Consider the following 25,360-nt stretch of genomic DNA (forward strand, 5'->3'; position numbering starts at 1 on the left):
TCCTGAAATGCCCAGGTGGCGGAATTGGTAGACGCACTAGTTTCAGGTACTAGCGAGTAACATCGTGGAGGTTCGAGTCCTCTCCTGGGCACCAAGTTTAACGAGAACCAGACCGGTTTTTCGGCAATCGAGCCGCTTCCTTGTGAAGCGGCTTTTTTGTTGGTGGAGGCGCCGCTGGACTGCCGCTCCGGATCTGGTGGTCTCCGAAACAGTGGCTCCGAAGTTTTTTCAAAAAAATCGTCAACTTGTCCGGAACGGCAAAAAAAGACGCTAGAATTCAAGGATTCCTGAGATGCCCAGGTGGCGGAATTGGTAGACGCACTAGTTTCAGGTACTAGCGAGTAACATCGTGGAGGTTCGAGTCCTCTCCTGGGCACCAAAATTCAAAAGCCGCTGCTAAACCAGCGGCTTTTTTCTTTTTCGCTTGCGGCAAGTCCCCGGCGTGGCGGCGTGCCCGCAAAGCGTGCGAATTGTCCGGCACCAGCCTGCCCTGTCGTCTTCATATCCAGGGGCAGCCATGCTGCAGCGTGACCATGGCTGCCCCTGGGCACTGCCCATGCATCCGTTCCCCATTCCAATGAGATACGTAGCGCGCGGGCCGCTGGCAGGCGCGCGCAGCCATGCCTCCCACGGCAAGGGACTGGATGCATGCATTGTGCGGTGCATGCCGTGCGGGCTATGAGAGCCAACAGAATGCGCCCGGACCACTGAGCGCAGGGCATGCCGGAGGATGGACGGAGCCGCCCCCCGGCAGCCAGAGGGATGGTCAGCCCTTGAGCAGTGCCTTGAGCGCCTGCTGGAAGCGCCGCGCATTGCCGGGCTCGCTCGCGCTGGCAAGCACGCGCGCGGCGTCCTGCGCCCAGGTCTGGGCCGGCGGCGGATCGTTGCGGCGCGTCAGCAGTTGCAGCTGTAGGGCGCGGCGCGCGGGCAACTGCTCCGCGGGCGTGGGCACCTCGGCCGCCATCTCCAGCCTCAGCAATGCCTCGGACGCATCGCCTGCAGGTCCCGACGACACTGCCTGCGCCCAGGTGCTGCGCACGCCGGCAGGCACCTGCGATCCCAGTTCCTGTGCGGACGGCAGCTGCGATGCATCGCGTTTTTCCCATGCCGAGAGCAGCTGGGTCAGCGCTTCGCCATGCGCCTGCGCGGCCAGCCTGCGCAGCGCCGCCTGGGCGTGCTCCTGTGCCTCGCGCTGGGCGCGGAACGCGGCGTCACCCAGGCGCGGCCCGCGGGCCTGCGCCATGCGGTCACGGTCGCCGAAGCGGCCTCCGCGGTCACCACCATCCCGGCCGTCGCGACCATCACGTCCAGGGCGGCCGTCCCTGCGGTCCCGCTCGCCGGGTCGTCCCGGGCGGCCTGCCGGAGCGGGAACATCGCGCTTGGCGCCCGGGCGGTCATCGCCACGCACCGCCACCACGGGGCGAGCGGGCTTCGGCGCCGCGGCGGGCGCAGCGCCGGCATCGCCAGCCGCCTCCGTGCCTTCGGCAGGGGCAGCCTCGGGAGTCGCAGCCTGTGCAGCGGTGGAATCGGCCGCTGCCTGCTGCTGGCCCCGGATGGCCGCTTCCAGCGCGGCCAGCGCCGTGCGGATCTGCTGGGCGTCGCCGGAGGCATTGGCCTCCTCCACCGCCTTGGACGCATCCAGAACCGCTCGGTCATGGGCGCTCATCTCGCCCGCGGCCTTCTGGCGATCGGCCGTCTTGCGGTTGAAGGCCTCGTCGATGGGCTTGCGGAACGCATCCCAGAGCTTCTGCTCCTGCTTGCGGTCCAGCGGCACGGACTGGGCCTCGGCCTGCCAGCGCTGCTGCAGCGCTTTCACGGCATCGATGCGCAGCGCCGGTGCGGCGCCCAGCGCCACGGCCTCGTCGATCATGGCGTGGCGGCGCGCCAGGCTCTGCTTCTGCGCCGCTTCCAGCGGCGCGGCGGCTTCGGACAGGACCTGCTTCCACTGCGGCTGCAGTTCGGCATAGACCTTTTCATTCACGTGGCCGCCCTCGCGCCAGCGATCGGAGAACTGGTGCAGCGCACGGCTCACCTGCTTCCAGTCGGGCTGCGCGCCGTCCGCTGTCTGCGCGGCCGTCCAGGCCTGCAGTTCCTGGATCAGCGCCAGGCGCTGCGCCTTGTGCTCGGCAGCGTCGGCACGCACCTTCTCCAGCCAGGCCTCCACCACCTTGTGGGCGGCATTGCAGGCCTCGTCGAATTTCTTCCAGAGGGCGTGGTTCGCCGGGCCGCCCTGGTCGGTCTGCTTCCACTGCTCACGCAGCTGGCGCAGGCTTTCCTGGATCTTGCGGCCACCCAGTGCCTGGCCTTCGGGGCGCTTGAGCAGCCCTTCCGCCTTGGCCACGAGGTCCTCGCGCACCTGGTCGGCGCTCCAGCGCTGCCAGCCCTGCAGTTCACCCGCAGCGACGAGCGCGGTGTGCACGTCGTGTTCCAGGGCCGTGTCGATATGGCGGCCGTGCTGCTTCAGCACGGTGCGCAGGGCCGTGGCGGCGCCGGCGGACGCCTTGCCATGGCCCTGGGCGGTTTCTTCCTGCAGCTTGGCCAGTGCGGCGCGCACGGCCTGCTCGGCCTTCTCGCGCAGCGCCGGATCGGTCTTGGCCGCCGCACGGGCGGGGGCCGCCGGAGCAGCGCCGGAAGCCGCCGTATCGGCCAGCGGCTCGCCGCCGCGCGCGATGCGCAGTTCCTCCGCCCAGACCGGCACGGGGGGCAGCGGTGCCTCGGGATTCTCGGCAGCGGCCGCCGCCTGCGCGATGGCCGGCTGGAAAGCGTTCCACACCACGAGCAGCTGCGTGCGGGAGGCTTCCAGCTGGGGCGGGAAGCGGGCCTCGACGCTGGGCCATGCGGGATCGCCCGACAGCTCGTCGGCCTGCTGCTGCCAGCGCTCGACATCGGTGCGCAGCGCCTCCAGGGCCGCCTGCGCGTCGCGCCAGGGCTTGGTGGAGAGCACGTCGATGCGCTGGGCCAGCAGGACGGCCGCCTCGCGCTGTACCTGCACGCGGTGCTGCAGATCCTCGATGACCTTCATGCGCTCGGCCAGGCGGGCCTTGAGCGATGCCAGGGGCTCCCGGGACAGGGGCGCACCGGCCTTGGCCGCATCGCGCTGCCAGGCGAGCGCGTCGGCAATGTGGAAGCGGGAGGCATCGAGCAGCGCGGTGGCCTTTTCGGCCCATTCGGCAGCGATGGCTTCCTGGCCCTTGGCGCGGCGGATCTCGTCGAGGCGCTCGCGCACGGCACGGGCCGCGCCCTTGTCGCGTCCGCTCAGTTCCTTGAACACTTCCTGCAACTGCTCGGGCGTGGGCTGTGTAGCCAGCCAGTCGCGGATGCGCGAGGCACGCTCGCCCGACGTGGCGGCGGAAAAGGCCCCGCCCGTCAACGCGTCCAGCGGATGCGGCTCGGAGGCTTTGGCCGGGGCCGGGTTCACTTCAGGGGCGTCAGACATTTTGTTGCGAGAAGAAAAAGGAAACATGGTTCTGGTCAGGAGGGGCCAGGTGCCGAAAGCACCAGTGCCCGTACGCCGGGATCACGGCCCGGCGAGCGTCGAAGGCGCTATTTTGGCCCGGTTTTGTCCGCCGGCCCGGAGATAAGCCTGGCGCGCCCGGGAAACGGAGGCCCGGAACACGGCCCGAGCATGCCATATGGGGCCGCGCCTCCCGGGTACAACCACCCTCCTCAGGCCGCTTCAGGCCGCTTCAGCGCGTGGAAAGCGCCAACTCCGCCTGGGGCGCGGCGCCCTCCCGGCGCGCATCCATGCGCGGAGCCGCCACGAACAGCCGCTCCAGCGGCACGCCGCGCCGCGCAAGTTCGTCGCGCACCGCCACAGCGCGCGCCTGCGCCAGTTCGCGCAGGGCGTCCCCGGGCACCTTCATCTGGGCCAGCAGCAGCGCCTCCATCTCCGGGACGGGAATGTCCCGCGCCAGGCCCAGCAGGTTGCGGGGCTTGGGAATGTCCGTGCGGCGGTAGAGCTCCCGTAGTGCATCGGCATAGGCCTGCGCCTGGGCGGCGTCCGGGCCACCCGGGGCCATCGGTGCGCCATGCATATCCGCATCCGGGCGCGCCGCCGGCTGGCGCCGCTGCTGCAATGCCTGGACCTGCGAGCGCAGGCGTTCGCGCTTCCAGCCTTCTTCCTCGGCTTCCGCCACGGCATGGCCGGTCACGGTCAGTTGCAGGGCCGGCCGGTCGCGCAGCGATTGCGCCACCTTGTCCAGCCCCTGCAGGGCCGTGGCATCCAGTACCGCACTGCCGGGCGCGAAAGCCACGGCACCCTGCTCCTCGGTCCCACCCGCGAAGGCCTTGGCCAGCAGCGAAAAAGGCGAGGTCACGGCCTTGAGGACCAGGCTGCCCACGGCCCGCAGGATCACCGGCCCCAGGCTGAACTGGGGATCGTTGAGCGAACCGCTGATGGGCAGGTCCAGGTCGATCACCCCGTTGCTGTCCGCCAGCAGCGCCGCGGCCAGCCGCACCGGCAGGCTGGCGGAAGCGCCCTCCACGGGATCGCTGAAGGTGAGCTGGTGCAGCACCAGGCGGTTGCCGGCGGTGAGCTGCCCGTCGGGCTGGACCTTGTAGCGCACGTCCATGCTCAGCTTGCCACGCTCTATACCGTGGCCGGCGTACTTGATGGCATAGGGCGACAGTGGCGGCAGCTCCAGGTCCCGCACCCGGCCCTGGATGTCCAGCGCCAGCGGCTTCGCCAGGGGGTTGATGCGTCCGGAAATCTCCAGCGGCGCTGAACCCTGCGCTTTGCCGCTGAGCTCCAGCTCCGCCATCGCGGGCTCGCCGCCTCCGGGCGCAGGCTCGGAAGAGAACGCGCCGATGCGCCCCGCCAGATCGCCGAGATCGGCGGAGTAGTTGGGCTCGATGAAGTAGTCGGTGAAACGCACGCCCCCCGCGGACAGCACCACCGGCCCGAAGTGCAGCACCGGGCTGGCACGGGAAGCCGCAACGGCCTGGGTTGCCGGGTCGGCGCCGGTACGGCCCGCTGTCGCGGGGCGGACAGCAGCGGCACCGCCGGCGTCAGCCAGGGCCGGGGCAGGACCGGGCGCCGGTTCCGGCCGGGATGAGGCCTCCGGGCCGCGAACCAGGTCCTGCAGGTTGAGCCGGCCGTTCTTCTGCAGCACGATGCGCGCGAAGAAATCCCGCAATGCCGTTTCCCGCACATCCACGCGCGCGGGCGCGCCGGGCGCCATTTCCCATTGCACGCCCTGGAGGGCCAGATTGCGCCAGCGCAGCAGTTCCTCGCCACGGGGCGGTGCGGGCGGAGTCCCCGCGGCCGTTTCCGGCCCCGGCGCCGGGGCGGGCGCTCGCACGCGCACTTCGTCCAGCGCGGCATTGCCGCGCACCGAGGCCTTCGCTCCGGCTGCCGTGGCGGCATAGTCCACATCGCCTTCGAAACCCGCCTCGGCCCGAACGATGCGCACGTTCAGCCATGGGGCCGCATACGGCTCCAGCAGGTGCACGGGCAAATGCTGGGCCTGCAGGCGGCCCTGCACGGCCAGGGGGGCCATCGTCAGCCGGCCCTCATAGGCCAGGCGGCCGGGTTCGCGCCGGCCCGCTTCCCACTGTCCCGACAGGGACAACTGCACCGGCGCAGCCGGGCCGCCAGCCGCCTGGGGCCAGCGCAGCCCCCGCGCCTGCAGGGCGATGGCAGACCAGCGCAGATCCACCGGGGATGCGGGCACCGCGTCGCGCAAGGCCACCGCACCGCGCTCCACCGACACCTCGCCCAGCCGGACGGACCAGGGGGCATCACCGTCCGCGGCCCGCGCCTCCCGGGAAGGGCCCCGGTCGGCCCCGCCCTGCAGAAGCCAGGCATCGAACATCCAGCGCCCTTGCGCGTCGCGCTCCGCCCGCAGCCGCGGTGCCCGGGCGATGGCCCGCTCCACGGACACTGCGCGGGCGGGCACGTCGATCCACGCATTCTCTATTTCCAGCCGTTCTGCCTGCACCCAGGCGCCCGGCGGCGTTTCCGTGCCCTCCGGCGTACGGCCGGCCTCGGCGGATGGCGCAGCGCACGGCCCGCCGGCCGGACAGGCCAGCGTGACGCCATCCGCCACGAACCGCGCCACCTTCGCCACCAGCGCACCGTTGGCATGGTTCCAGGCGACACCGGCGTCGGAGTCGATGTGCGCCCCGGCGCGCGGCGCGAATGCCCCCGCCGCATAACCGTCGACGGCCGAAAACGGCAGGCTGCGCAGCGATGCGGCCACCTGCCCCCGCCCAGGCCACGCGGTTCCCGCCACCCGCAGCGTCGCGGGCGCCTCCCCGGCCTCGCCGGCGCCGGACCTGCTGCTCGCTCCATGGGCGGCGGGCTGCATGCGGGCCTGCAGCCGGAACGGAACTCCGCCCTTCCATGGCCACGACAGCGACTGCGCCTGTGCATGGACACCGTCCCATGCCATGGCGACCGGGCGGGCCGCGCTCTCGTCGCGCCATGCCAGGCGCCCTTCCCGGACCGCGACGCGGTCTACCGTCACCTGCCAGGCCCCGGAAGACGGGCCGGCACCGCTGGCTGTCGGCGTGGCGGCCGGGGCACCCTGCACGCCACCGGCGCCAGCCGCGGCGGCCCAGTCCCACTGCCCCTGGGCGTCGCGCCGCACCGCGATCTCCGGCCCGGACCATTCGACCGAAGCCAGGTGCGCCGACCTGCGCAGCGGCTCCACCGACGCCGCATGGACATCCAGCGACTGGAACGCGACGGGCGCGGAACCCGGCGGCCCGTCCAGGCGCACGCCGGACAGGCGCGCATGTCCACCCACGGTCAGGCGCGGTTCCGGCCCCTGGAGGAATCCGATATCCAGCTCCGCCTCCAGCGTCCCTGCCTGCGGCCGCAGGGGCATTCCTGCGGGCCAGTAGGCACGCAGCGGAGACAGGTCCAGCCCCCGGATCTGCAGCCGGGCCTGTGTGTTGCGGTCTTCAGAGAATGGAGTGCTGCGCGCTCCGGTATCGAAGGTGCTCCCGTCCAGGCTGAAAGCGAGCCGCGGCGTCACCGTGACCTGCCGGTCGGCGGGCAAATTGCTGAGAAAGGGAATGCCGAGTTCCAATCCCGTCAGCCGGTGCGTCTGGTCCGTCGTCCGGTCGATGAACTCGATCGCGCCATCGCGCAGGGCCAGGTTGTAGAGCGCGAACCGGCCGCCACCGCCCTCCCCGCTCCCCGGGCGTGAGGCGCCCAACTGCAGCAGGTCGTCGATGTCGTAGTGGCCGTGCTGTCCGCGGACCACGCGCAGTCGCGGCGCGTCGATTTCCAGCGCGTCGAGCACCGGCGCCCAGCGCACCAGGGACTGCATTTCGATGTCTATATAGAGGCGCCGGATTTCTGCCTGGGCGGGCGCGCCTGGAGCCGCTGCCGCCAGGGCGATGTCATGCACGGTGAGCTCCAGCGTCCAGGGGCGGAAATCCACCTTTCCCACCGTGACGGCGCGTCCCGCGACGCTGCTCCCCCAGCGCTCCAGCCCCCACCGCACCAAGGGTGGCACGGCCAGCCAGGCCAGCGCCCACAGCAGCAACAGCGAGGCGATGCCGCCGCCAACCCAGCGCGCGGCGACGGCCGCAGCGGCCCGGCGCGCATGCCGGCGTCCGCCCGCGGGCTCCTGCGCCCGCTCCTCGTTTGATTCGATTGCACCCATGGCCGGGATTGCAGCAGATGGGCAGGCCGCCAAACCGTAACAATGTGAAAAACAGAAAGCCCGGCAGGGCCTGGTGACCACTGCCGGGCTTGACGGCTGACACAACGGTCTTTTGCCATCGTTTGCACCATGGAGGGTGAGCGTCCATGGGGCAGGAGGCAAGGTATTGCCTCCGAGGGTTTGCCGTGGAAGATTCCACCTGCCCAACCAGGGCACTGCATGCCGCTTGGATGGTGGTTTCCGCTTCGTCGGGCGATGCCTGGTCACTGCCAGACGCCTCCAATTTAACCAATCCGCGCGGGACGTCCAACCGATATTTGCAATCGATCGCGGCACCTTGATTGACCAAAACTTCCCCCGCCGCCTGGAGTGTCACAAGGGCTTCACGGTCGAGTGTACGAAAGCACTGCCGGGCATCCGAAAACTGTGTTTGCATCCATGTTTTTTAGAATAAATTGATCTAATGAATAGATGCCTTAGTATTGACCTGGCATTTGGCCCCCTCCTAGAATCCGCCAGCTTCGAAAACCGAGGCTGACCACTATCTCCATCGCTGCCGAATCCGGCGAAGTCGTTCCCCCTGCACCGCTGCGCAGGCTGTTTCCACGGGAACTGGATGGCGTACCAATCCAGGCGAGATGCCTGGCACGGGAGACCCCCACCACGGGTGTCGCCCGCAACAGGCCTCGACTCAGAAAGGAAGAGCTATGACAGCGTCAGGACGGGTGATCGGCGGAGTGCAGACCTTCGCATCCGATGTGATCGACGGTTTCCTCGAAATCACCCACAGCAGTTTCGCCCTGGTCGGGCTGACGGTCGCGTTCGGCGCGATCACCCTCACCGCCCGCCCGGACCTGCGGCAGGCCGGAGAGGAACAGCTCATGGGCTGGCTGCAGGCGCGCCAGGTGGCGGTGGTCGGTGTGCCCATGGAGCCCGAAGCCAGCGAGCGCGCCACGGCCACCAACCCGAAGGACCTGCCCAAGGAGCAGGCCGCCGTCGCGTTCTGGCTCAGCAAGAAATACCGCGTGGCGCCCGAACCCCTCGCCGCGCTGGTCTCCGAGGCCTACGAGATCGGCGGCCGCACCAAGCTCGATCCCACGCTCATCCTGGCCATCATGGCCGTGGAGTCGAGCTTCAATCCCTTCGCGCAGAGCGCCGTGGGCGCCCAGGGCCTGATGCAGGTCATGACACGGGTGCACACCGACAAGTACGAGAACTTCGGCGGCCATTTCGCCGCCTTCGACCCGGTGAGCAACCTGCGCGTCGGCGTCCGCGTGCTGCAGGAATGCATCGCCCGCGCCGGCTCCCTCGAAGGCGGCCTGCGCTACTACGTGGGCGCGGCCAACCTGGCCGATGACGGCGGCTACGCCATCAAGGTCATGGCCGAGCACATGCGCCTGCGGCAGGTGGCCAATGGCCGCAACGTGCCCATCTTCACGCCGCCGGCGCCGGCAGCTCCCGCAGCGACGCCTCCGATGCTGTCCACCCAGGCTCCGGCGCAGACCACGCTGCCAGCCAAGGCCGCGGGCACCGCCGCTGCGTCGCCCGCCGCCTCCCCGGCCGAGGACAAGCTCGCGCTGCTCACCCCGGGGCTTTGACGCCCGCGGCGGCGCCATCCCGCGCTGCTGTCCGCTACACTCGAGGGGTACGCGACTGGCGATAGGCGCGGTGCATCCGCGAAGGCGGGCGCCGCCGCTGACGTGGAAACCGGCAGGCACTTCATCCTGCGAACCACTGGGAAGCGTGCCGCACGGGCTGCAGGGCCCGTTGTGTTCCGCCGTTCGCCTGGGCAGCCCTTGTTTTTCCAAGGGACACCATTCACAGGACTGCCACGCCATGTACCAACGCAATATTCTTGTCGAACAAGCCGATCCCGAAGTGTGGGCCGCCATCCAGGCCGAGAACGTCCGCCAGGAAGAGCACATCGAGCTGATCGCCAGCGAGAACTACGCCTCCCCCGCCGTCATGGCGGCCCAGGGCTCCCAGCTCACCAACAAGTACGCAGAAGGCTATCCCGGCAAGCGCTACTACGGCGGCTGCGAGAACGTGGACGTGGTCGAGCAGCTGGCCATCGACCGCGTGAAGAAGCTCTTCGGCGCAGAAGCCGCCAACGTGCAGCCCAATTCCGGCTCGCAGGCCAACCAGGCCGTGCTGCTCGCCTTCCTGAAGCCCGGCGACACCATCCTGGGCATGAGCCTAGCCGAAGGCGGTCACCTGACGCACGGCATGCCGCTCAACATGAGCGGCAAGTGGTTCAACATCGTGTCGTACGGCCTGAACGAGAAGGAAGAAATCGACTACGACGCGCTGGAAGCCAAGGCCCGCGAGCACAAGCCCAAGCTGATCATCGCCGGTGCATCCGCCTATTCGCTGCGCATCGATTTCGAGCGCTTCGCGAAGATCGCCAAGGAAATCGGCGCGATCTTCTGGGTGGACATCGCCCACTATGCCGGCCTGGTGGTCGCAGGCGAATACCCGAACCCCGTGCCCTTCGCCGACGTGGTCACCTCCACGACGCACAAGAGCCTGCGCGGCCCGCGCGGCGGCATCATCCTGATGAAGGCCGAACACGAGAAGGCGATCAACTCCGCCATCTTCCCGGGATTGCAGGGCGGTCCGCTGGAGCACGTCATCGCCGCCAAGGCGGTGGCCTTCAAGGAAGCGCTGGCGCCCGAGTTCAAGGCCTACCAGCAGCAGGTCGCGAAGAACGCCAAGGTGTTCGCCGAGACGCTGATCGAGCGCGGCCTGCGCATCATCAGCGGCCGCACGGAAAGCCACGTCATGCTGGTGGACCTGCGCGCCAAGGGCATCACCGGCAAGGCGGCCGAAGCGGCCCTGGGCCAGGCCCACATCACCATCAACAAGAACTCCATCCCGAACGATCCGGAAAAGCCGATGGTGACGAGCGGCATCCGCGTGGGCACGCCCGCGATCACGACGCGCGGCTTCAAGGAAGAGGAAACCCGCATCACAGCGAACCTGGTGGCCGACGTGCTGGACAACCCGCACGACGAAGCCAACCTGGCCGCCGTGCGCGAGAAGGTGCACGCGCTCACCAGCCGCTTCCCGGTCTATCGCTGACCGCAGCACAGCCCCGAGACTGCCGCCCCTGCAATGAAGTGCCCGTTCTGCAGCCACCCCGAGACGCAGGTCGTCGAAACGCGCGTGGCCGAAGACGGGGACTTCGTGCGGCGGCGCCGGCAGTGCGGGGCCTGCGACAAGCGCTTCACGACCTATGAGCGCCCGGAAGTCAGCTTCCCCAACGTGGTGAAGAAGGACGGCCGGCGCATCGAATACGACCGCAGCAAGCTCATCGGCTCGTTCAGCATCGCGCTGCGCAAGCGGCCGGTGAGCACCACGCAGATCGACAGCGCCATCGAGCGCATCGAGGAAAAACTGCTCAACCTCGGGCAGCGCGAAGTGCTGTCCAGCCGCATCGGCGAGCTGGTGATGCGCGAACTCAAGAAGCTCGACAAGGTCGCCTATATCCGGTTCGCGAGCGTGTACCGGAGCTTCGAGGACATCGACGAGTTCCGGGCACTCGTGGACGAAGTGCGCAAGTAGGCTCTGCCTGCCGGGGATGCCGGCCAGGCACGGCGCGTCGGCCTTGGTCCTACGCCCGGGGCGCCGCACGCACTGCACAATCGACCGGCCCTGCCGCGCATCCGGCAACGGCCTGCTCCCCTCCCCCGATCCCCCGCTCCGATCCATGCAGTCCGACGCACCGACTCCCCTGTCTTCCGCACATCCATGGCAATTCTTCCGCGCCGGCGGCGTGGACCAGGTCATCATCCGCACGGGCGCGGACATCGCGCACCTGGCCGAACTGGACCAGAAACTCTGGGTGGCGCTGGCCTGCCCCACGCGGGGCGTGGAGTTCGACCCGCGCACGCTCGACCTCATCGATACCGACGGCGACGGGCGCATCCGCCCGCCCGAACTGCTGGCGGCATGCGCGTGGGCCTGCGAGCGGCTGCGCGATCCGGATGAACTGGCCCGCCCCGGCCCCGTGCTGGCACTGTCGGCCCTGGACGGCTCCACCGAGGACGGGGCGGCCCTGGCGGAGCAGGCCCGGCGCATCCTGGCGCTGGCGGGGCGCGAGGATGCGGAATCCATCACCCTGGACGAGGTGCTGGCCCGCAGCGAGAAGCTGAACGCCCAGCGCTTCAACGGCGACGGTGTGGTGTCTCCGGCCACGGCAGAGGACGATGCGGAGACCCGCGATGCGCTGGAGCGCATTATGGCCACGCATGGCAGCGTGCCCGCGGTGGCCGACCAGCCGGCCGGCGTGGACCGCAAGACGGCCGAGGCGTTCTTCGCAGAGGTGGATGCGCTGCAGCAATGGGCGGACGGGGTGCAGGCGCATCCGGAGGGAATGCCGCTGGGAGACCGCACCCTGCAGGCGGCCCAGGCCGTGCAGGCCGTGCGCCACAAGGTGGACGATTTCTTCACGCGGGCGCGGCTGGCCGCCTACGATCCGCGCGTGCGCACGGCAATGCACCCATCGGACGACGACTATGCCGCGCTGGCCCGGATGGAACTCTCGCCAGGCTCGGACGCCGTGGCGGCCCTGCCGCTGGCGCCCTTCACGCCCGACGGCACCCTGCCCCTGGAACGCGGCATCAATCCCGCCTGGGCCGGCGCCGTGCAGGCGCTGCGCGACAAGGCCCTGGTGCCGCTGCTGGGAGAAACAGCGCGCATGTCGCTGTCGGAAGCGGATTGGAAGCGCACGCTGGATGCGCTGTCCCCCTGCCTGAAGCAGTTGTCGGCCCGCCCCGCGACGCACCTGGACGCGCTCGACGCGGACACGGTGCGCCAGCTGCATGGCAGCGGCGTGCGTGAACGGGTGATGGCGCTGATCGCGCAGGACGAGGCCGAGAAGGCGCACAACGGCCACACGCTGGCCCTGGAAAAGCTGCTGCGCTTCAAGCGGGACCTGCTGCGGCTGCTGAACAACTTCGTCTCGTTCTCGGCCTTCTACCAGCGCGAGGGGGCGATCTTCCAGGCGGGCACCCTCTTCCTCGACGCCCGCAGCTGCGACCTGACGGTGCAGGTGGCCGACGCGGGCCGCCACGCCAAGCTGGCGGGGCTGGCCAAGACCTACCTCGCCTACTGCGACTGCACGCGCAAGGGTCAGAAGATGGGCATCGTCGCGGCTTTCACGGCCGGCGATGTCGATTTCCTGTTCGTGGGCCGCAATGGCGTGTTCTACGACCGCGACGGCCTCGACTGGGATGCGACCATCACGAAGATCATCGAGAATCCCACGAGCATCGCCCAGGCCTTCTTCTCGCCCTACAAGAAGTTCCTGCGCATGATCGAGGAACAGGTGGCCAAGCGGGCGGCCGCAAGCGATTCCCGGGTGGAGAAATCACTGGGCACCACGGCCGGCAGCCTGGCCACCGCGCCCGGCAAGACCCTGGCGAACGCCGCGGCGCCGTCAGTGCCGGGGGGTGCGTCCGATACCCAGCGCCGCATGGACGTGGGCACGGTGGCCGCGCTGGGCGTGGCCCTGGGCAGCCTGAGCGCCGTGGCCGTCGGCATCTTCGCGAAGTTCGTGGACCTGGGCGCCTGGATACCGATCGCGCTGCTCGGCATCGTCGTGGCCATTTCGGGGCCGAGCATGCTGATCGCCTGGCTCAAGCTGCGCCAGCGCAGCCTGGGCCCGATCCTGGATGCGAGCGGCTGGGCCATCAACGGCCGCATGCGCATCAACACCCGCCTGGGCGGGTCGCTGTCGCAGGCGGCCCATGTGCCGCCGGGCGCGCGCCGCATGCTGAACGATCCGTTTCCCGAGTCGCGCAAGCCGGCCTGGACGGCGGCCTGCGTGGCGGTGGTCCTGGTGGTGGCGGGCGTGCTGGCATGGCGCATGGGCTGGCTCCATCACCGGCCCGCCGTGCCGGCCGGTGCGGCTGCGACCTCGCAGGCGGTGCCGGCCGCCACCGCCGCCAGCGGCCCCGCAGTGGCCGCATCGGCGCCCTGAGGCCCTGCGCTGCAGCCCGCCTGGCGATTACAGGAAGGACGCCCGGATCGGCGCCACCGCCGGCACCACGTCACCGCACTGGGCGCGATGCCGCAGGGCATGGTCCATCAGCACCAGGGCCAGCAGCGCTTCGGCGATGGGTGCGGCGCGGATGCCCACGCAGGGGTCGTGGCGGCCCTTGGTGACGACTTCGGTGCTCTGGCCGTGAATGTCGATGGACTGGCGCGGGCTGATGATGGAACTGGTGGGCTTGATGGCGATCAGGGCCTCGATGTCCTGCCCGCTGCTGATGCCGCCCAGGATGCCGCCGGCATTGTTGCTGGCGAAGCCCTCGGGCGTGAGCGAATCGCCGTGCGTGGTGCCGCGCTGGACCACGCTGGCGAAGCCCGCGCCGATCTCCACCGCCTTCACCGCGTTGAGGCCCATGAGCGCATGGGCGATGTCGGCATCGAGCTTGTCGTAGAGCGGCTCGCCCAGGCCCACGGGCACGCCCGTAGCCTGCACGCGGATGCGCGCGCCACACGAATCGCCGGCCTTGCGCAACGCGTCCATGTAGGCCTCCAGGGCCGATACATCGGCTACCGGAGCGAAGAAAGGGTTGTCGTGCACGTGGTCCCAGCTTTCGAACGGGATCTCCACCTCGCCGATCTGGGTCATGCAGGCGCGAAAGCGCGTGCCGTGTTTTTCCGCCAGCCACTTCTTGGCGACGGCGCCGGCCGCCACGGTGGGCGCCGTCAGCCGGGCCGAGGACCGTCCCCCGCCGCGCGGGTCGCGGATGCCGTACTTGTGCCAGTAGGTGTAGTCGGCATGGCCCGGACGGAAGCTCTGGGCGATGTTCGAGTAATCCTTGCTGCGCTGGTCCGTGTTGCGGATCAGCAGGGCGATGGGCGTACCCGTGGTGCGGCCCTCATAGATGCCCGAGAGGATCTCCACCGCATCCGGCTCGGCGCGCTGGGTGACGTGGCGGCTCGTGCCGGGCCGGCGGCGGTCCAGGTCGGCCTGGATATCGGCCTCCGACAACTCCATGCCCGGCGGGCAGCCGTCGATCACGCAGCCAATGGCCGGGCCGTGGGATTCACCGAAGTTGGTGACTGCGAAGATGGTGCCGAGTGTGTTGCCGCTCATGGCGCCGGATTATCACAGAGCCACCCGCCGAGCCGGGCCATTCCGACTCAGTCATTGCACCAAGCGGCCCAGCTCAAACACCAACCAGCAGGCGCGGCCCTTGAACGAACACGCCCTCACCCATCAGACGGCCGCGGAGCAGGCCACGCCAGCAGACGCCGTGGAACGGGCTTCGCCCGACCACTGGCGTCGTCCCCCTTCCCGCCGCGCGCAGCGCAGCGAGAGAAGGGGGAAGCGGCGAAGCCGCTCAGGGGGTAGTGCTCCGCCCTGCTCAGGGGGTAGCTTCCTTCTCTTCTGGCCAATCGCGGATATAGGCCTTGAGCATCTGGTTCTCGAAGTTCTGGCTGTCCACCACGGCCTTGGCAACGTCGTAGAAGCTGACCACGCCCATGAGCATCTTCTTGTCCATCACCGGCATGTAGCGCGCGTGGCGGTTGAGCATCATGCGGCGCACCTCGTCCATTTCGGTCTCGAGCGTGCAGGTGAGGGGCGCGTCGTCCATGGCCGTGCGCACGAGCATGGTGCCCACGGTGCCGCCGTTCTTCACGACGGCCTGGATGACCTCGCGGAAGGTGAGCATGCCGACCAGGTCGCCGTGATCCATCACCACCAGCGAGCCGATGTCCTTGTCCGCCATGACCTCCACGGCTTTCGCCAGGGGCTCGTCGGCGGTGACGGTGAAGAGCGTGTTGCCTTTGACGCGGAGGATGTCGCTGACTTTCATGGGAGGTCTCCAGGGGGGCGCCGCGCCGCGGGGGCGGGCCGATCGGTGTTTCCTGCGCAATATAGCCCACAATGTTGCGCTGCGATCACACACAGGAGACAACGAATGCCCGGTTATTCCGACCCCGGCTTCGACACGCTGGCGCTGCATGCGGGCGCCGTGCCCGATCCGGCCACCGGCGCGCGCGCCGTGCCCATCCACCTGACGACCTCGTTCGTCTTCGAGTCGAGCGACCATGCGGCGTCGCTGTTCAACCTCGAGCGGCCCGGGCACGTGTACAGCCGGATCAGCAATCCCACCAACGCGGTGCTGGAGCAGCGCGTGGCCGCGCTCGAAGGCGGCGCCGGGGCCATCGCGGTGGCGAGCGGCCAGGCCGCGCTGCACCTGGCCGTCAGCACGCTGATGGGCGCGGGCGGGCACATCGTCGCGAGCACGGCGCTCTACGGCGGCTCGCAGAACCTGCTGCACTACACGCTGCGGCGCTTCGGCATCGAGACCACTTTCGTGCAACCGGACGACCTGGACGGCTGGCGTGCCGCCATCCGGCCCGAGACACGCCTGATGTTCGGAGAAACGGTGGGCAATCCGGGCCTGCAGGTGCTGGACATCCCGGCCGTGGCGGAGATCGCCCACGCTGCGGGTGTTCCGCTGCTGGTGGACTCCACCCTCACCTCCCCCTGGCTCATGCGCCCGCTGGAGCACGGGGCCGACCTGGTCTATCACTCTGCCACCAAGTTCCTCTCCGGCCACGGCACGGTGATCGGCGGTGTGCTGGTCGATGGCGGCAGCTTCGACTGGGAGGCTTCGGGGCGCTTTCCGGAACTGTGCGCGCCGTACGCGGGCTTCCACGGCATGGTGTTCACGGAGGAGTCCACCGTGGGCGCCTTCCTGCTGCGCGCGAGGCGCGAGGGGCTGCGCGATTTCGGCGCGTGCATGAGCCCGCACACGGCCTGGCTGATCCTGCAGGGCATCGAGACCCTGCCGCTGCGCATGGAACGGCACATGCGCAACACGGAGCGGGTGGTGGAGTTCCTGGCGAGCCACCCCTTCGTTTCGCGCGTCGGCCACCCGATGCTGGAGACGCATCCCAGCCATGCGCTCGCGCAGCGCCTGCTGCCGCGCGGCGCGGGCTCGGTGTTCAGCTTCGACCTGCGCGGCGACCGGGGCCAGGGCCGGGCCTTCATCGAGTCGCTGAAGGTCTTCAGCCACCTGGCCAACGTGGGCGATTGCCGCAGCCTGGTGATCCACCCGGCCAGCACGACGCACTTCCGGATGGACGACGCGGCGCTGGCGCAGGCCGGCATCGCGCAGGGCACGATCCGCCTGTCGATCGGGCTGGAGGATGCGGACGACCTGATCGACGACCTGAAACGCGCGCTCAAGGCCGCGGAAAAAGCCGGTGGAAAGGCGGGTGCGTGATGCAGGCGACCGTCAACGGCCACGCGGCCTATTGCTATACGGGCAGCAAGCCCTTCGACCCGGCACGTCCCACGGTGGTGATGGTGCACGGCGTGCTCAACGACCACAGCGTGTGGGGCTTCCAGAGCCGGCATCTCGCGCACCATGGCTGGAATGTGCTGGCGGTGGACCTGCCCGGCCACGGCCGCAGCGGAGGCGAGGCGCCGCAGAGCGTGGAAGAGGCCGCTGATTTCATCGTGGCGCTGCTGCGCACCCTGGGCGTGCAGCGGGCTGCGCTCGTGGGCCACAGCTGGGGCTCGCTGATCGCGCTGGAGGCGGCCGCGCGGCTGGGAGACGCCGCGACGCACCTGGCGCTGGTGGGCACGGCCTACCCGATGAAGGTGTCGCCGGCGCTCATCGAAGCCGCGCTGAACGAACCCGAGAAGGCGCTGCGGATGGTGAACGTGTTCTCCCGCAGCAGCCTGGCATCGCCCTCGGGCGCGGGCTTCTGGACGTTCGGCGCGGGCATGGCGCTCGGCCGCCGCGTGCTGCGCAGCAATCCGCAGGTGAATGTGTTCCACCGCGGATTCGTGGCCTGCGACCGTTATGCAGGGGCAGAAGCCGCCGTGGCCGCCCTCGCCTGCCCGGTGCTGTTCGCGCTGGGTGCGCAGGACCAGATGACGCAGCCCCGGGCCGCCCAGGGCCTGATCGCGGCGGCGCGCGCGGCGGGGCTGGACGTGCGCGTGGAGACGCTGCCCGTGGGCCACTCCCAGATGACGGAGGCGCCGGAGGAGACGCTGCGCGCGCTGCGGGCCTTCCTGGGTGCCTGAGGGTTCGCGGCCCCGTTCCAGGGGAAAGGCAGCCGTCGCATGCAGCGCACGCCCGCGCGCTTACGAATGGCGTTCGGAGCCCCCGGGCAGTGCGCCGCCCTGCTGTTGGACCGCCGCCAGCTGCGGCGCGAGCAGCCGGCACAGGCCGGTGAGGTCTTCCACCACGGCGGGCTCCGGTCCCTCGTGCGGCCAGGCGATGCCGGCCCGGTTGATCCAGACGGCCTGCATGCCGGCCTGCAGGGCGCCATGGGCGTCGAGCGTGGCATCGTCACCCACGTGGAGCACGGCCTCCGGCGGCACGCCGAGCCGCTGCGCGGCTTCGTGGAAGATGCGCGGATCGGGCTTGGCGACGCCGAAGGTGCGCGCCGTCACGCTCCCCTGGAAGTAATTCCCCAGCCCGATGCGCTGCAGGTCGGCATTCCCATTGGTGAGCGCCATGAGCGGATAGCGCGGCGCGAGGAATTCGAGGGCGGCGATGGCGTCGTCGTACAGATCGACCCGCTGCCGCTCCGCGAAGAACAGTTCGTAGGCCGCGTCCGTGAGGGATTCGTCCTCTCCGGTCCGCCGCAGCGCGGCGCGGATGCTTTCGCGCCGCAGGGCGCTCAGGTCGTGGGAGAGATGGGCATGCGCCTGCACGACCTCGGCGCGGACCACGGCGGCCGTTTCGGCATCGGCCAGCAGCGCAGCCGTGGCCGGCGCGCGCGTTCCCAGCCAGTCCCGCAGCACCTGCTCGGCCCTCCGGATGGCCGGCCAGATCGGCCAGAGGGTGTCGTCGAGATCAAGGGTCATCGCGCGGATGCGGGCGGTATCGAGCATGGTGGCCGAGAATAGCGCAACCATTGCATTCCCTTCCCTCCCGCCGCACATGAACGCATCCGCTGCCGACCGCTCCCAGACCGCCCCGATGCCCCGCACCGCCGTGCTGCTGTGCAACCTGGGCACGCCCGAGGCGCCCACCGCGCCCGCGCTGCGCCGCTATCTCGCCCAGTTCCTGTCCGACCCGCGCATCGTGGAGATTCCGCGCGCCGCGTGGCTGCCCATCCTGCACGGCATCATCCTGCGCATCCGGCCGGCCAAATCCGCGGCCAAGTACGCCAGCATCTGGATGCCCGAGGGCTCGCCCCTGGCCGTATGGACGGAGCGCCAGGCGACGCTGTTGCGCGGATGGCTGGGCGAGGCAGGGCTGCGGGTGCAGGTGCGGCATGCGATGCGCTACGGGCAGCCATCCATCGCCGGCCAGTTGAAGGCCCTGCAGGCCGAGGGCGTGGACCGCGTGCTGGTGTTGCCGCTCTATCCGCAGTACTCGGGTACGACCACCGCGAGCGTGTCGGACGACGTATGCGCCTATGCGCTGCGCACGCGCCGCCTGCCGGAGCTGCGTTTCGTGAACAGCTACCACGACCACCCCGCCTACATCGACGCGCTGGCACGCAGCGTGCGCGCCCACTGGCAGCGCGAGGGCGGGCCGGCAGAACAGCTCGTGATGAGCTTCCATGGCATTCCGGAACGCGCCGTGCGCCTGGGCGACCCCTACCAGCAGGAGTGCCTGGCGACCGCCGCGCTGCTGGCGCAGGCGCTGGGCCTGGCGCCGGACCGCTACCGGGTGACCTTCCAGTCCCGCTTCGGCAAGGCCAAGTGGCTGGAGCCCTATACCGAACCGACGCTCATCGAGATGGCACAGGGCGGCACGCGCAGCGTGGATGTGATGTGTCCCGGCTTCACCAGCGACTGCCTGGAAACGCTGGAGGAAATCAACCAGGAGGCGCGCGAGGCCTTCCTGCATGCGGGCGGCAGGGAATTCCGCTACATCCCCTGCCTGAACGCGGACAGCGCCTGGATCACCGCGCTGAGCCGGATCGCGCAGGAGCACCTGTCGGGCTGGGATACCGGGGCGCCGGGCGGGGCTGCAGCACCCGGCCCGGCCCGCTGAACTGCCGCACCGTGAGGCCCGCGCCATGTTCCGATTGCGCCTGTCCCTGGCTTTCGCCACCCTGGTCGCGCTGGTGTGCGCGCAGGCAGCCTTCGTCTATTGGGGTGCGAACCGCGTCTACAACTTCGCCCAGCACAGCCGTCTTGCAAGCGACATCCTGACCGAACTGAACGAGCTGGCGGCCAACAAGCAGCGGCTGCGGGTCTGGGCCTCGCAGCGGCTCATGAACGTGGATGCCTCGGTGGAAGTGCGCGACACCCTGCTGTCCAGCATGCGCAGGAACGCGGCGCAGCTGCGTCAGCTGACGGAGCGCGACGGCGCGCTGTGGGCCGAGATGGCGGAGAACGAGGGGATAGAGATACCGCCCGAAGTGCGTGAGCTGGGCGCGGCAGCCCGGCTTTTCGACGACAACATCGCGGCCGTGCAGGCGCGGCTGGTGCGCCTGCAGCCCCTGCAGCCGGGGTCGGAATTCTCGTCCGTCTGGCAGGAGCTGAACCAGGTGTTCGACATGGCCGACGGCCGTGACCTGCGCGAGCTGCTGAGCGGCGCCATCGCGCGACAACGCCGTGCCGTGCCGATCGCCCGCGCCGATACGGAGCGCGGCCTGCGGGAGCTGCGCACGCAGGCCGTGGGCATGGCCCTCCTGACGCTGCTCACCGCCGTTGTGCTGGCGCAGCAGCTGACGCGCCGCCTGCAGCGCCCGCTGGACCGCCTGCTGGCGGGCACGCGCGCGCTGCAGGCCGGTGCGCTGGACCACCGCGTGGAGACCGGTTCGCGGGACGAATTCGACCGGGTCGCCGAGCATTTCAACGCCATGGCCGCTGAACTCCAGGAGCACCGCCGCGCAGCGGATGCTGCGCGGCGTCGCCTGGAGGATGCCGTCGAGGCACGCACGGCCGAACTGCGCACCGCCCACGAGGCGCTGCAGCGCAGTGACGAGCGGCGCCGGCAGCTCTTCGCCGACCTGAGCCATGAGTTGCGTACCCCCGCCACGGCCATCCGCGGCGAGGCCGAGATCGCGCTGCGCGGCGGCGTGCGCCCGGCGGAGGAATACCGGCAGACCCTGGAGCGCATCGTCGGCGCCGTGGAGCAGCTCACGGGGACCGTGGACGACCTGATGCTCGTGGCACGCACGGAGGCCGAGCCGCTCGCCATGCGGCCCGGCCCGGTCGCGCTGCACGGTTTGCTGCGCGATGCGGCCGACCAGGCCGAGGCGCTCTGCGCCCTGTACGGGGTGCATCTGCGGCTGGAAGTGCCGGGCTCGTCGCCCGGCGGGCAGGCGGGCCCCACGCTGCACGCGGATGCCGACCGCCTGCGCCAGGCCCTGATGATCGTTCTGGACAACGCCGCGCGCTATTCCCATGCCGGCGGCACCGTCCACCTCGGATGGCGCACGGAGAACGAAGGCGGCGTCGGCATCGAGGTGCGCGACGAAGGCATCGGCATCGACGTGGATGAATTGCCGCAGGTGTTCGACCGGTTCATGCGCGGCAGCCGGGCCCGGGCGCACCGCGCCGACGGCACGGGCATCGGCCTGTCCATCGCCCGTGCCATCGTGGAAGCACACGGCGGATCCATGTCCATCGGGCCCATGCAGCCCCGCGGCACCCTGGTCGGCATCCACCTGCCGGCTGCATGCGTGGCAGGCCTGCATACGCCCGCGGCGCCTGCATGCGCCGCACCGGCGGAGGACAGCCGATGAGCATCGCGCAGATCCTGGTCGTGGAAGACGATCCCCGCGTCGCCGATTTCCTGCAGCGCGGCCTGCGCGCGGAAGGCTACGGCGTGCAGATGGCGCGCACCGGTCCCGAAGGACTGGAACTCGCGCGCGCCGGAGAGGCCGCACTGCTGATTCTCGACGTGATGCTGCCCGGCATGTCCGGACTGGACCTGTGCCAGTCGCTGCGGGCCGAAGGCGGCCAGGTGCCGGTGCTGATGCTCACGGCCCTGAGCAGCATCGAGGACAAGGTCGCCGGATTGAAGCTCGGCGCGGACGACTACCTCACCAAGCCGTTCGCCTTCGAGGAATTGCTGGCGCGCATCGAGGCGCTGCTGCGGCGCGGGCGCGAGCAGCGGCCCCGGGCGACCACGTTGCAGGTGGCGGACCTGGTGCTCGACCTCGAACGCATGCAGGCCAGCCGCGCGGGGCGTCCGATCGCGCTCACCGCCAAGGAGCTGGCCTTCCTGGAACTGCTCATGAGCGCCCCGGGCCGGCTCTGCAGCCGCGAGCGCATCCTCTCCAACGTGTGGGGCATGCACGAGGACCCGCTGACGAACGTGGTGGATGTCTATGTGCGCCGCCTGCGCAGCAAGATCGACGACGGGCACCCGCTGGCGCTGCTCAAGACCGTGCGCGGGCTGGGCTACCGCCTGGACGACGGCGAGGCCTAGGCACGCCGCCTCCACCGGGGCGGCACGTTCAGCCGGTGCGTTCATGCAGCGTTCATGTGCGCGTCAGCCGGGCTTCATCGCACGGCAAGGGTTGCGTTCATGGGCGCGCCGAACAATGAAGTCCTGCCCCGCCCTGCGGGCGACGCCGCCCACAGGCGGCGACCTGTTCGACTTCCCGAGGACAACTCCATGACCCTGATCCGCGCAACGTCCATCGCAGCCGCCGTGCTCGCTTTTTCGGCCCCCGTGTTCGCCCAGGCGCAGGCCCCGGCATCCGGTTGCCAGCCCATCACCGAGCAGCAGGTGGCGGCGCTCTTCGACCGCTGGAACGCATCGCTGCGCACGCTCGATGCCGGCAAGGTGGTGGCCAACTATGCACCCGACGGCGTGCTGCTGGCGACGGTGTCCAACCAGCCGCGCACGACCACCGCGCAGATCCACGACTATTTCGTGAAATTCCTCAAAGGCCATCCGCAGGGCCGGATCGACAGCCGGACGGTGCGCATCGGCTGCAACGTGGCGCAGGACGTGGGCACCTACACGTTCACCTTCCAGGACGGCAAGGAGGTGCACGCGCGCTACACCTACGTGTACGAGTTCACCGGCGGCGACTGGAAGATCGCCCACCACCACTCCTCGGCCATGCCGGAGGCGGTAGCCGCCAGGTAAGGGGGGGTTCTTCCGGCTCTCCGTTACAAGCCGGGCTTCAGGCCAGGGGTGTGCGCGCCAGGCGGCGGGCGTTCGCCACTGCGGCCCGGTGGACCGGGACAAGGCCCTTTCCGAGCACGCCGGCCGCTGCGTCCTGCCACTGGCGCGCCAGCTGCGGGCCGGTGGCCATGGTCCAGGGCGTCCAACACAGCCGCACCATGCTGGCCGCCATCGCCTGCTGGGCCAGCAGGGCCTGCATGCCCATGGCGGCCCAGGACTGCACGAAAGCCCATTGCTTCTCGGCGACCATGCGGCCGAATTCGCGCCGGTCGCGCTGCGAGGGGTTGGGCCCGGCGAGGGCCATGCGTGCCACGCGGTGCGCGACGACGGGCGGCACGGCCATGGCGAGTTCGGCCCCCTGGCGGGCCAGGGACCGGGTGCGGCGGGACGAAGGACCGGACATGGGGCATTCCTCGAAGTGGCGGCCCCCCACTCTACCGGCCGGCCGCGGCACCGGCCCCGAGCAACCGCGCGCGCCACGGGGGTTTACCCGCAGGGGAGGCTGCCGCAGGTCAGTCCGGCACGGCGATGGCGCCGCTGGTGATGGCGATGGCATCGGCCGCCGCCGGCGTGGCCGCGATGGGCGGCACGTTCGCCGCGGTGATCGCGGGGGCACTGCCCGGCGTGCCGCCGCGCGGCACGGTGCGCACCACCTGGCTGGCCGGCAGCGGCTGGCCGTTCACGAGGTGCGCGTACATGGCATCCAGCGCCCGGTTGAGGTACAGGTGCAGGGGAATGTAGCGGCTGTCATAGCCCGGCAGCGTGGCGGGCAGGCCGATGAAGGCATCGAAATGCTGGGCGTTCGTGACCTCGATGTAGCTCAGGCGGCTGCCCGGGCCTTCCACGCGCCGGTTCAGGGCGGCGTAGGGGCGCGAGGTGTGGTTGACCGGGATGAGCGCGTCGTCGCGGCCGTGCACGATGATGGCGGGCTTGCCCTGCAGGTTGCCGGTGCGGCGGGTTTCGTCGAGGCCGGCCTGCAGTCGCCGGGCGGCCGCGTCGGTGCCCGTCACGAGGGCGCGCAGGCAGAGCGCGCCTTCCAGGTTCCAGGTGGGCACGCCCGCGGCATTGAACGAGAACAGGTCGCGCACCGGCACGCCGCGGCTGCGGTCGTTGACGAGCTGGACACCGGCCGTGGGCGGGATGCCGTTGCCGGTGGCGAACAGGGTGTTCGTCACCGCGGCGGGCGTGGGCTGCACCGCGCCGATGGCCGACGTGGTGGCGAAGCTGTAGCCGCACAGCCGGTCCTGGACGCTGGCGCGCGACAGCGCGTTGGCGTAGGTGACGGCGATGGACGGAGCCACTTCGAATGCCGCGAGCGAGGCGTGCAGCGCACCCGATTCAGGCTCCCAGCCATAGGCGGCCAGGCGTGCCAGCGCCTCTTCGGCCTGGGCGGCCGTGGTGGTGGCCGATAGCAGGCCCTGGGCCTTGAGGCCGGCACAGCGGTTGGCGGCCACCGGGAAGGCCGGGTCCGCGAATCGGACGGCGAAGGCCGCCGCGAAGGGCGTGGAGGCCAGCGAGGGCGCGAGGGCGGCGCAGGACTGGTAGAGGTGGGCCTGGGTGGTGTAGTCGATCAGCGGAAGGCCGTTCACGGCCACGGTGCGCCCGCCGCGCTGCACGGTGACGCCCGCGTTCGCCGGCATCTGCACCGAGGGCTCCGACACGGCCACGCCATCGATGAGGCCCTGGGTGTCCTGCTCGGCCGCCGCGATCGCCGCGCCGCCGCCGTTCGAGAGGCTGGAGGCGATCACCGTGGTGTTGGCCGGCGTGAAGGTTCGCAGCGGCTGCCCGCCCGGTGAGCGGTCGCCGAAGCGCTCGTTGAGGATGTAGAACGCGAACTCGACCGCCTGCAGGGTGGAGCGGCCCCAGTCCTTTTCCGGGTTCTGCCCGGAATGCGCGTGCTTGAACGCCAGGCGCTGCGGCGTGGCCGCATTGAAGGCCGCCAGGTCGGCCGCCGACAGGCCCGCGTTGAAGGCGGCGCGCGTGCCCGCGAGCGTGGCGCTGGTGCGCGTGCCGTCGATCAGCGCGACGGTATCGGCCTGCAGGTCGTGGGGCGCGGTGCCCGTGCCCTTGTCCGTGTAGGCCACGGCGCAGCCGCGCTTGAGGCCCCATTCGCCGGTGGGAATGCCGCCGTAGATGCCGCGCGAGCCGGACGAGGTGGCGGTGATGATGCACGGGCGCGAGCGGTCGAAGGCATCCGGCACCTGCACCATCAGGGTGACGTTGCGGCGCCCCGAACCGTCGTCCGAATAGGCGATGGCTTCCGTGCCGGCCACCATGCCCTCGCCCGCAGTCGCCCGGCCCTGGATGTCCACGTTCGGGCCGTAGAGCCGGCCGTAGCCCCCGTCGGAAGTCGTGTCCACCAGCGCCCGGTAGTTCACGTAGATGGCATTGCGCCGCAACTCCTCCGCCGTGGGCTGGCTGCCCGCGTAGCCCGGCTGCGAATCGTCCTGCAGGCCGGAGCGGCCCAGGCCGCCGGTCAGCAGGTCGTCGCCCACGCCGTCGTAGCTGGCCTGGCGCAGGTCGTTCAGGTACGACGGGCGGACATTGAAGTCGTAATCGACCGATGCGCCGCTGCCTCCGCCCCCGCACGAGGAAGCGGCCAGGGCGGCGATGAGCAGGGGTGCGGTTCTGAAGACGGTCATGGGCTGAAATCTC

At 70.2% G+C, this 25,360-nt stretch carries 17 protein-coding genes and 2 tRNA genes; 12 read left to right on the forward strand and 7 right to left on the reverse strand.

The genetic code is table 11. The features are described 5' to 3' along the window. Window positions 1-9: 9 nt before the first annotated feature. Window positions 10-94 (forward strand) — tRNA-Leu (locus T336_RS0100485). A 200-nt stretch (window positions 95-294) separates the two neighbouring features. After that, window positions 295-379, forward strand: a tRNA-Leu gene (locus T336_RS0100490). Between the two features lie 387 nt (window positions 380-766). Here the strand turns inward: T336_RS0100490 and T336_RS0100495 are convergent. Next, window positions 767-3,463, reverse strand: coding sequence for a DUF349 domain-containing protein (locus T336_RS0100495; protein WP_026431103.1), 2,697 nt, complete (start codon window positions 3,461-3,463; stop codon window positions 767-769). 223 nt (window positions 3,464-3,686) lie between these two features. After that, a complete protein-coding gene (locus T336_RS0100500) occupies window positions 3,687-7,616 on the reverse strand; it encodes a DUF748 domain-containing protein (RefSeq protein WP_026431104.1) in 3,930 nt (1,309 codons plus the stop codon). Between the two features lie 707 nt (window positions 7,617-8,323). On the opposite strand from T336_RS0100500, the gene T336_RS0100505 reads away from it, so the two are divergent. The 4 genes from T336_RS0100505 to T336_RS0100520 all read left to right on the forward strand — a co-directional run bounded on the left by T336_RS0100505 (window position 8,324) and on the right by T336_RS0100520 (window position 13,599). Further along, entirely contained in the window at window positions 8,324-9,214 is an 891-nt protein-coding gene (locus T336_RS0100505; protein ID WP_019700726.1) for a lytic transglycosylase domain-containing protein, read from the forward strand. A gap of 238 nt (window positions 9,215-9,452) precedes the next feature. Continuing rightward, complete coding sequence (gene glyA, locus T336_RS0100510; protein ID WP_026431105.1) at window positions 9,453-10,697, forward strand: serine hydroxymethyltransferase; 1,245 nt, start codon at window positions 9,453-9,455, stop codon at window positions 10,695-10,697. A gap of 33 nt (window positions 10,698-10,730) precedes the next feature. After that, entirely contained in the window at window positions 10,731-11,180 is a 450-nt protein-coding gene (gene nrdR / locus T336_RS0100515; protein WP_013594724.1) for a transcriptional regulator NrdR, read from the forward strand. Between the two features lie 145 nt (window positions 11,181-11,325). Next, entirely contained in the window at window positions 11,326-13,599 is a 2,274-nt protein-coding gene (locus T336_RS0100520) for a hypothetical protein (protein ID WP_051647010.1), read from the forward strand. Window positions 13,600-13,626: 27 nt separating this feature from the next. Here the strand turns inward: T336_RS0100520 and aroC are convergent, their stop codons facing one another. After that, window positions 13,627-14,724 carry a chorismate synthase gene (gene aroC / locus T336_RS0100525; protein WP_026431107.1) on the reverse strand — a complete coding sequence of 366 codons (1,098 nt, stop codon included), beginning with the start codon at window positions 14,722-14,724 and terminating at the stop codon, window positions 13,627-13,629. A 271-nt stretch (window positions 14,725-14,995) separates the two neighbouring features. Further along, the gene (locus tag T336_RS0100530; protein WP_011796073.1) at window positions 14,996-15,448 is read right to left on the reverse strand and encodes a CBS domain-containing protein; all 453 of its coding nucleotides are present in this window, start codon (window positions 15,446-15,448) and stop codon (window positions 14,996-14,998) included. A 105-nt stretch (window positions 15,449-15,553) separates the two neighbouring features. Here T336_RS0100530 and T336_RS0100535 point away from each other — a divergent pair, with 105 nt between their 5' ends. Together T336_RS0100535 and T336_RS0100540 are read left to right on the forward strand one after the other, a co-directional pair. Continuing rightward, window positions 15,554-16,867: an O-acetylhomoserine aminocarboxypropyltransferase gene (locus T336_RS0100535; protein WP_026431108.1), complete on the forward strand. Its 1,314-nt coding sequence runs from the start codon at window positions 15,554-15,556 to the stop codon at window positions 16,865-16,867. Next, on the forward strand, window positions 16,867-17,676 hold the full coding sequence (locus tag T336_RS0100540; protein ID WP_026431109.1) for an alpha/beta fold hydrolase: 810 nt from the start codon (window positions 16,867-16,869) through the stop codon (window positions 17,674-17,676). Before T336_RS0100535 ends, T336_RS0100540 begins: the two co-directional genes overlap by 1 nt. Before the next feature lie 60 nt (window positions 17,677-17,736). Here the strand turns inward: T336_RS0100540 and T336_RS0100545 are convergent, their stop codons facing one another. After that, window positions 17,737-18,516, reverse strand: a complete 780-nt coding sequence (locus T336_RS0100545) for an HAD family hydrolase (RefSeq protein ID WP_026431110.1) — start codon at window positions 18,514-18,516, stop codon at window positions 17,737-17,739. Window positions 18,517-18,541: 25 nt separating this feature from the next. Here T336_RS0100545 and hemH point away from each other — a divergent pair, with 25 nt between their 5' ends. The 4 genes from hemH to T336_RS0100565 all read left to right on the forward strand — a co-directional run bounded on the left by hemH (window position 18,542) and on the right by T336_RS0100565 (window position 22,666). Next, window positions 18,542-19,606, forward strand: a complete 1,065-nt coding sequence (hemH, locus tag T336_RS0100550; protein ID WP_026431111.1) for a ferrochelatase — start codon at window positions 18,542-18,544, stop codon at window positions 19,604-19,606. Window positions 19,607-19,631: 25 nt separating this feature from the next. After that, window positions 19,632-21,308 (forward strand): sensor histidine kinase, encoded by a 1,677-nt coding sequence (locus tag T336_RS0100555; protein WP_026431112.1) that lies wholly within the window; start codon window positions 19,632-19,634, stop codon window positions 21,306-21,308. After that, window positions 21,305-21,997, forward strand: a complete 693-nt coding sequence (locus T336_RS0100560; protein WP_026431113.1) for a response regulator transcription factor — start codon at window positions 21,305-21,307, stop codon at window positions 21,995-21,997. Before T336_RS0100555 ends, T336_RS0100560 begins: the two co-directional genes overlap by 4 nt. Before the next feature lie 189 nt (window positions 21,998-22,186). Then, window positions 22,187-22,666: an SgcJ/EcaC family oxidoreductase gene (locus T336_RS0100565; protein ID WP_019699922.1), complete on the forward strand. Its 480-nt coding sequence runs from the start codon at window positions 22,187-22,189 to the stop codon at window positions 22,664-22,666. Window positions 22,667-22,703: 37 nt separating this feature from the next. Here T336_RS0100565 and T336_RS0100570 read toward each other — a convergent pair whose 3' ends face one another. Together T336_RS0100570 and T336_RS0100575 are read right to left on the reverse strand one after the other, a co-directional pair. Further along, window positions 22,704-23,108, reverse strand: coding sequence for a polyhydroxyalkanoate granule-associated phasin (locus T336_RS0100570; RefSeq protein ID WP_026431115.1), 405 nt, complete (start codon window positions 23,106-23,108; stop codon window positions 22,704-22,706). 109 nt (window positions 23,109-23,217) lie between these two features. After that, window positions 23,218-25,347, reverse strand: a complete 2,130-nt coding sequence (locus T336_RS0100575) for a D-(-)-3-hydroxybutyrate oligomer hydrolase (protein ID WP_026431116.1) — start codon at window positions 25,345-25,347, stop codon at window positions 23,218-23,220. Between the last annotated feature and the right edge of the window lie 13 nt (window positions 25,348-25,360).

This window comes from Paracidovorax oryzae ATCC 19882, assembly GCF_000687165.1.
GTDB lineage: Bacteria > Pseudomonadota > Gammaproteobacteria > Burkholderiales > Burkholderiaceae_C > Paracidovorax > Paracidovorax oryzae.

Bases quoted from the DNA above. Each gene is read 5' to 3' on its own strand.
- T336_RS0100495 (WP_026431103.1), bottom strand. From the start codon at position 3,463: ATGTTTCCTTTTTCTTCTCGCAACAAAATGTCTGACGCCCCTGAAGTG.
- T336_RS0100500 (WP_026431104.1), bottom strand. From the start codon at position 7,616: ATGGGTGCAATCGAATCAAACGAGGAGCGGGCGCAGGAGCCCGCGGGC.
- T336_RS0100505 (WP_019700726.1), top strand. From the start codon at position 8,324: ATGACAGCGTCAGGACGGGTGATCGGCGGAGTGCAGACCTTCGCATCC.
- glyA (WP_026431105.1), top strand. From the start codon at position 9,453: ATGTACCAACGCAATATTCTTGTCGAACAAGCCGATCCCGAAGTGTGG.
- nrdR (WP_013594724.1), top strand. From the start codon at position 10,731: ATGAAGTGCCCGTTCTGCAGCCACCCCGAGACGCAGGTCGTCGAAACG.
- T336_RS0100520 (WP_051647010.1), top strand. From the start codon at position 11,326: ATGCAGTCCGACGCACCGACTCCCCTGTCTTCCGCACATCCATGGCAA.
- aroC (WP_026431107.1), bottom strand. From the start codon at position 14,724: ATGAGCGGCAACACACTCGGCACCATCTTCGCAGTCACCAACTTCGGT.
- T336_RS0100530 (WP_011796073.1), bottom strand. From the start codon at position 15,448: ATGAAAGTCAGCGACATCCTCCGCGTCAAAGGCAACACGCTCTTCACC.
- T336_RS0100535 (WP_026431108.1), top strand. From the start codon at position 15,554: ATGCCCGGTTATTCCGACCCCGGCTTCGACACGCTGGCGCTGCATGCG.
- T336_RS0100540 (WP_026431109.1), top strand. From the start codon at position 16,867: ATGCAGGCGACCGTCAACGGCCACGCGGCCTATTGCTATACGGGCAGC.
- T336_RS0100545 (WP_026431110.1), bottom strand. From the start codon at position 18,516: ATGGTTGCGCTATTCTCGGCCACCATGCTCGATACCGCCCGCATCCGC.
- hemH (WP_026431111.1), top strand. From the start codon at position 18,542: ATGAACGCATCCGCTGCCGACCGCTCCCAGACCGCCCCGATGCCCCGC.
- T336_RS0100555 (WP_026431112.1), top strand. From the start codon at position 19,632: ATGTTCCGATTGCGCCTGTCCCTGGCTTTCGCCACCCTGGTCGCGCTG.
- T336_RS0100560 (WP_026431113.1), top strand. From the start codon at position 21,305: ATGAGCATCGCGCAGATCCTGGTCGTGGAAGACGATCCCCGCGTCGCC.
- T336_RS0100565 (WP_019699922.1), top strand. From the start codon at position 22,187: ATGACCCTGATCCGCGCAACGTCCATCGCAGCCGCCGTGCTCGCTTTT.
- T336_RS0100570 (WP_026431115.1), bottom strand. From the start codon at position 23,108: ATGTCCGGTCCTTCGTCCCGCCGCACCCGGTCCCTGGCCCGCCAGGGG.
- T336_RS0100575 (WP_026431116.1), bottom strand. From the start codon at position 25,347: ATGACCGTCTTCAGAACCGCACCCCTGCTCATCGCCGCCCTGGCCGCT.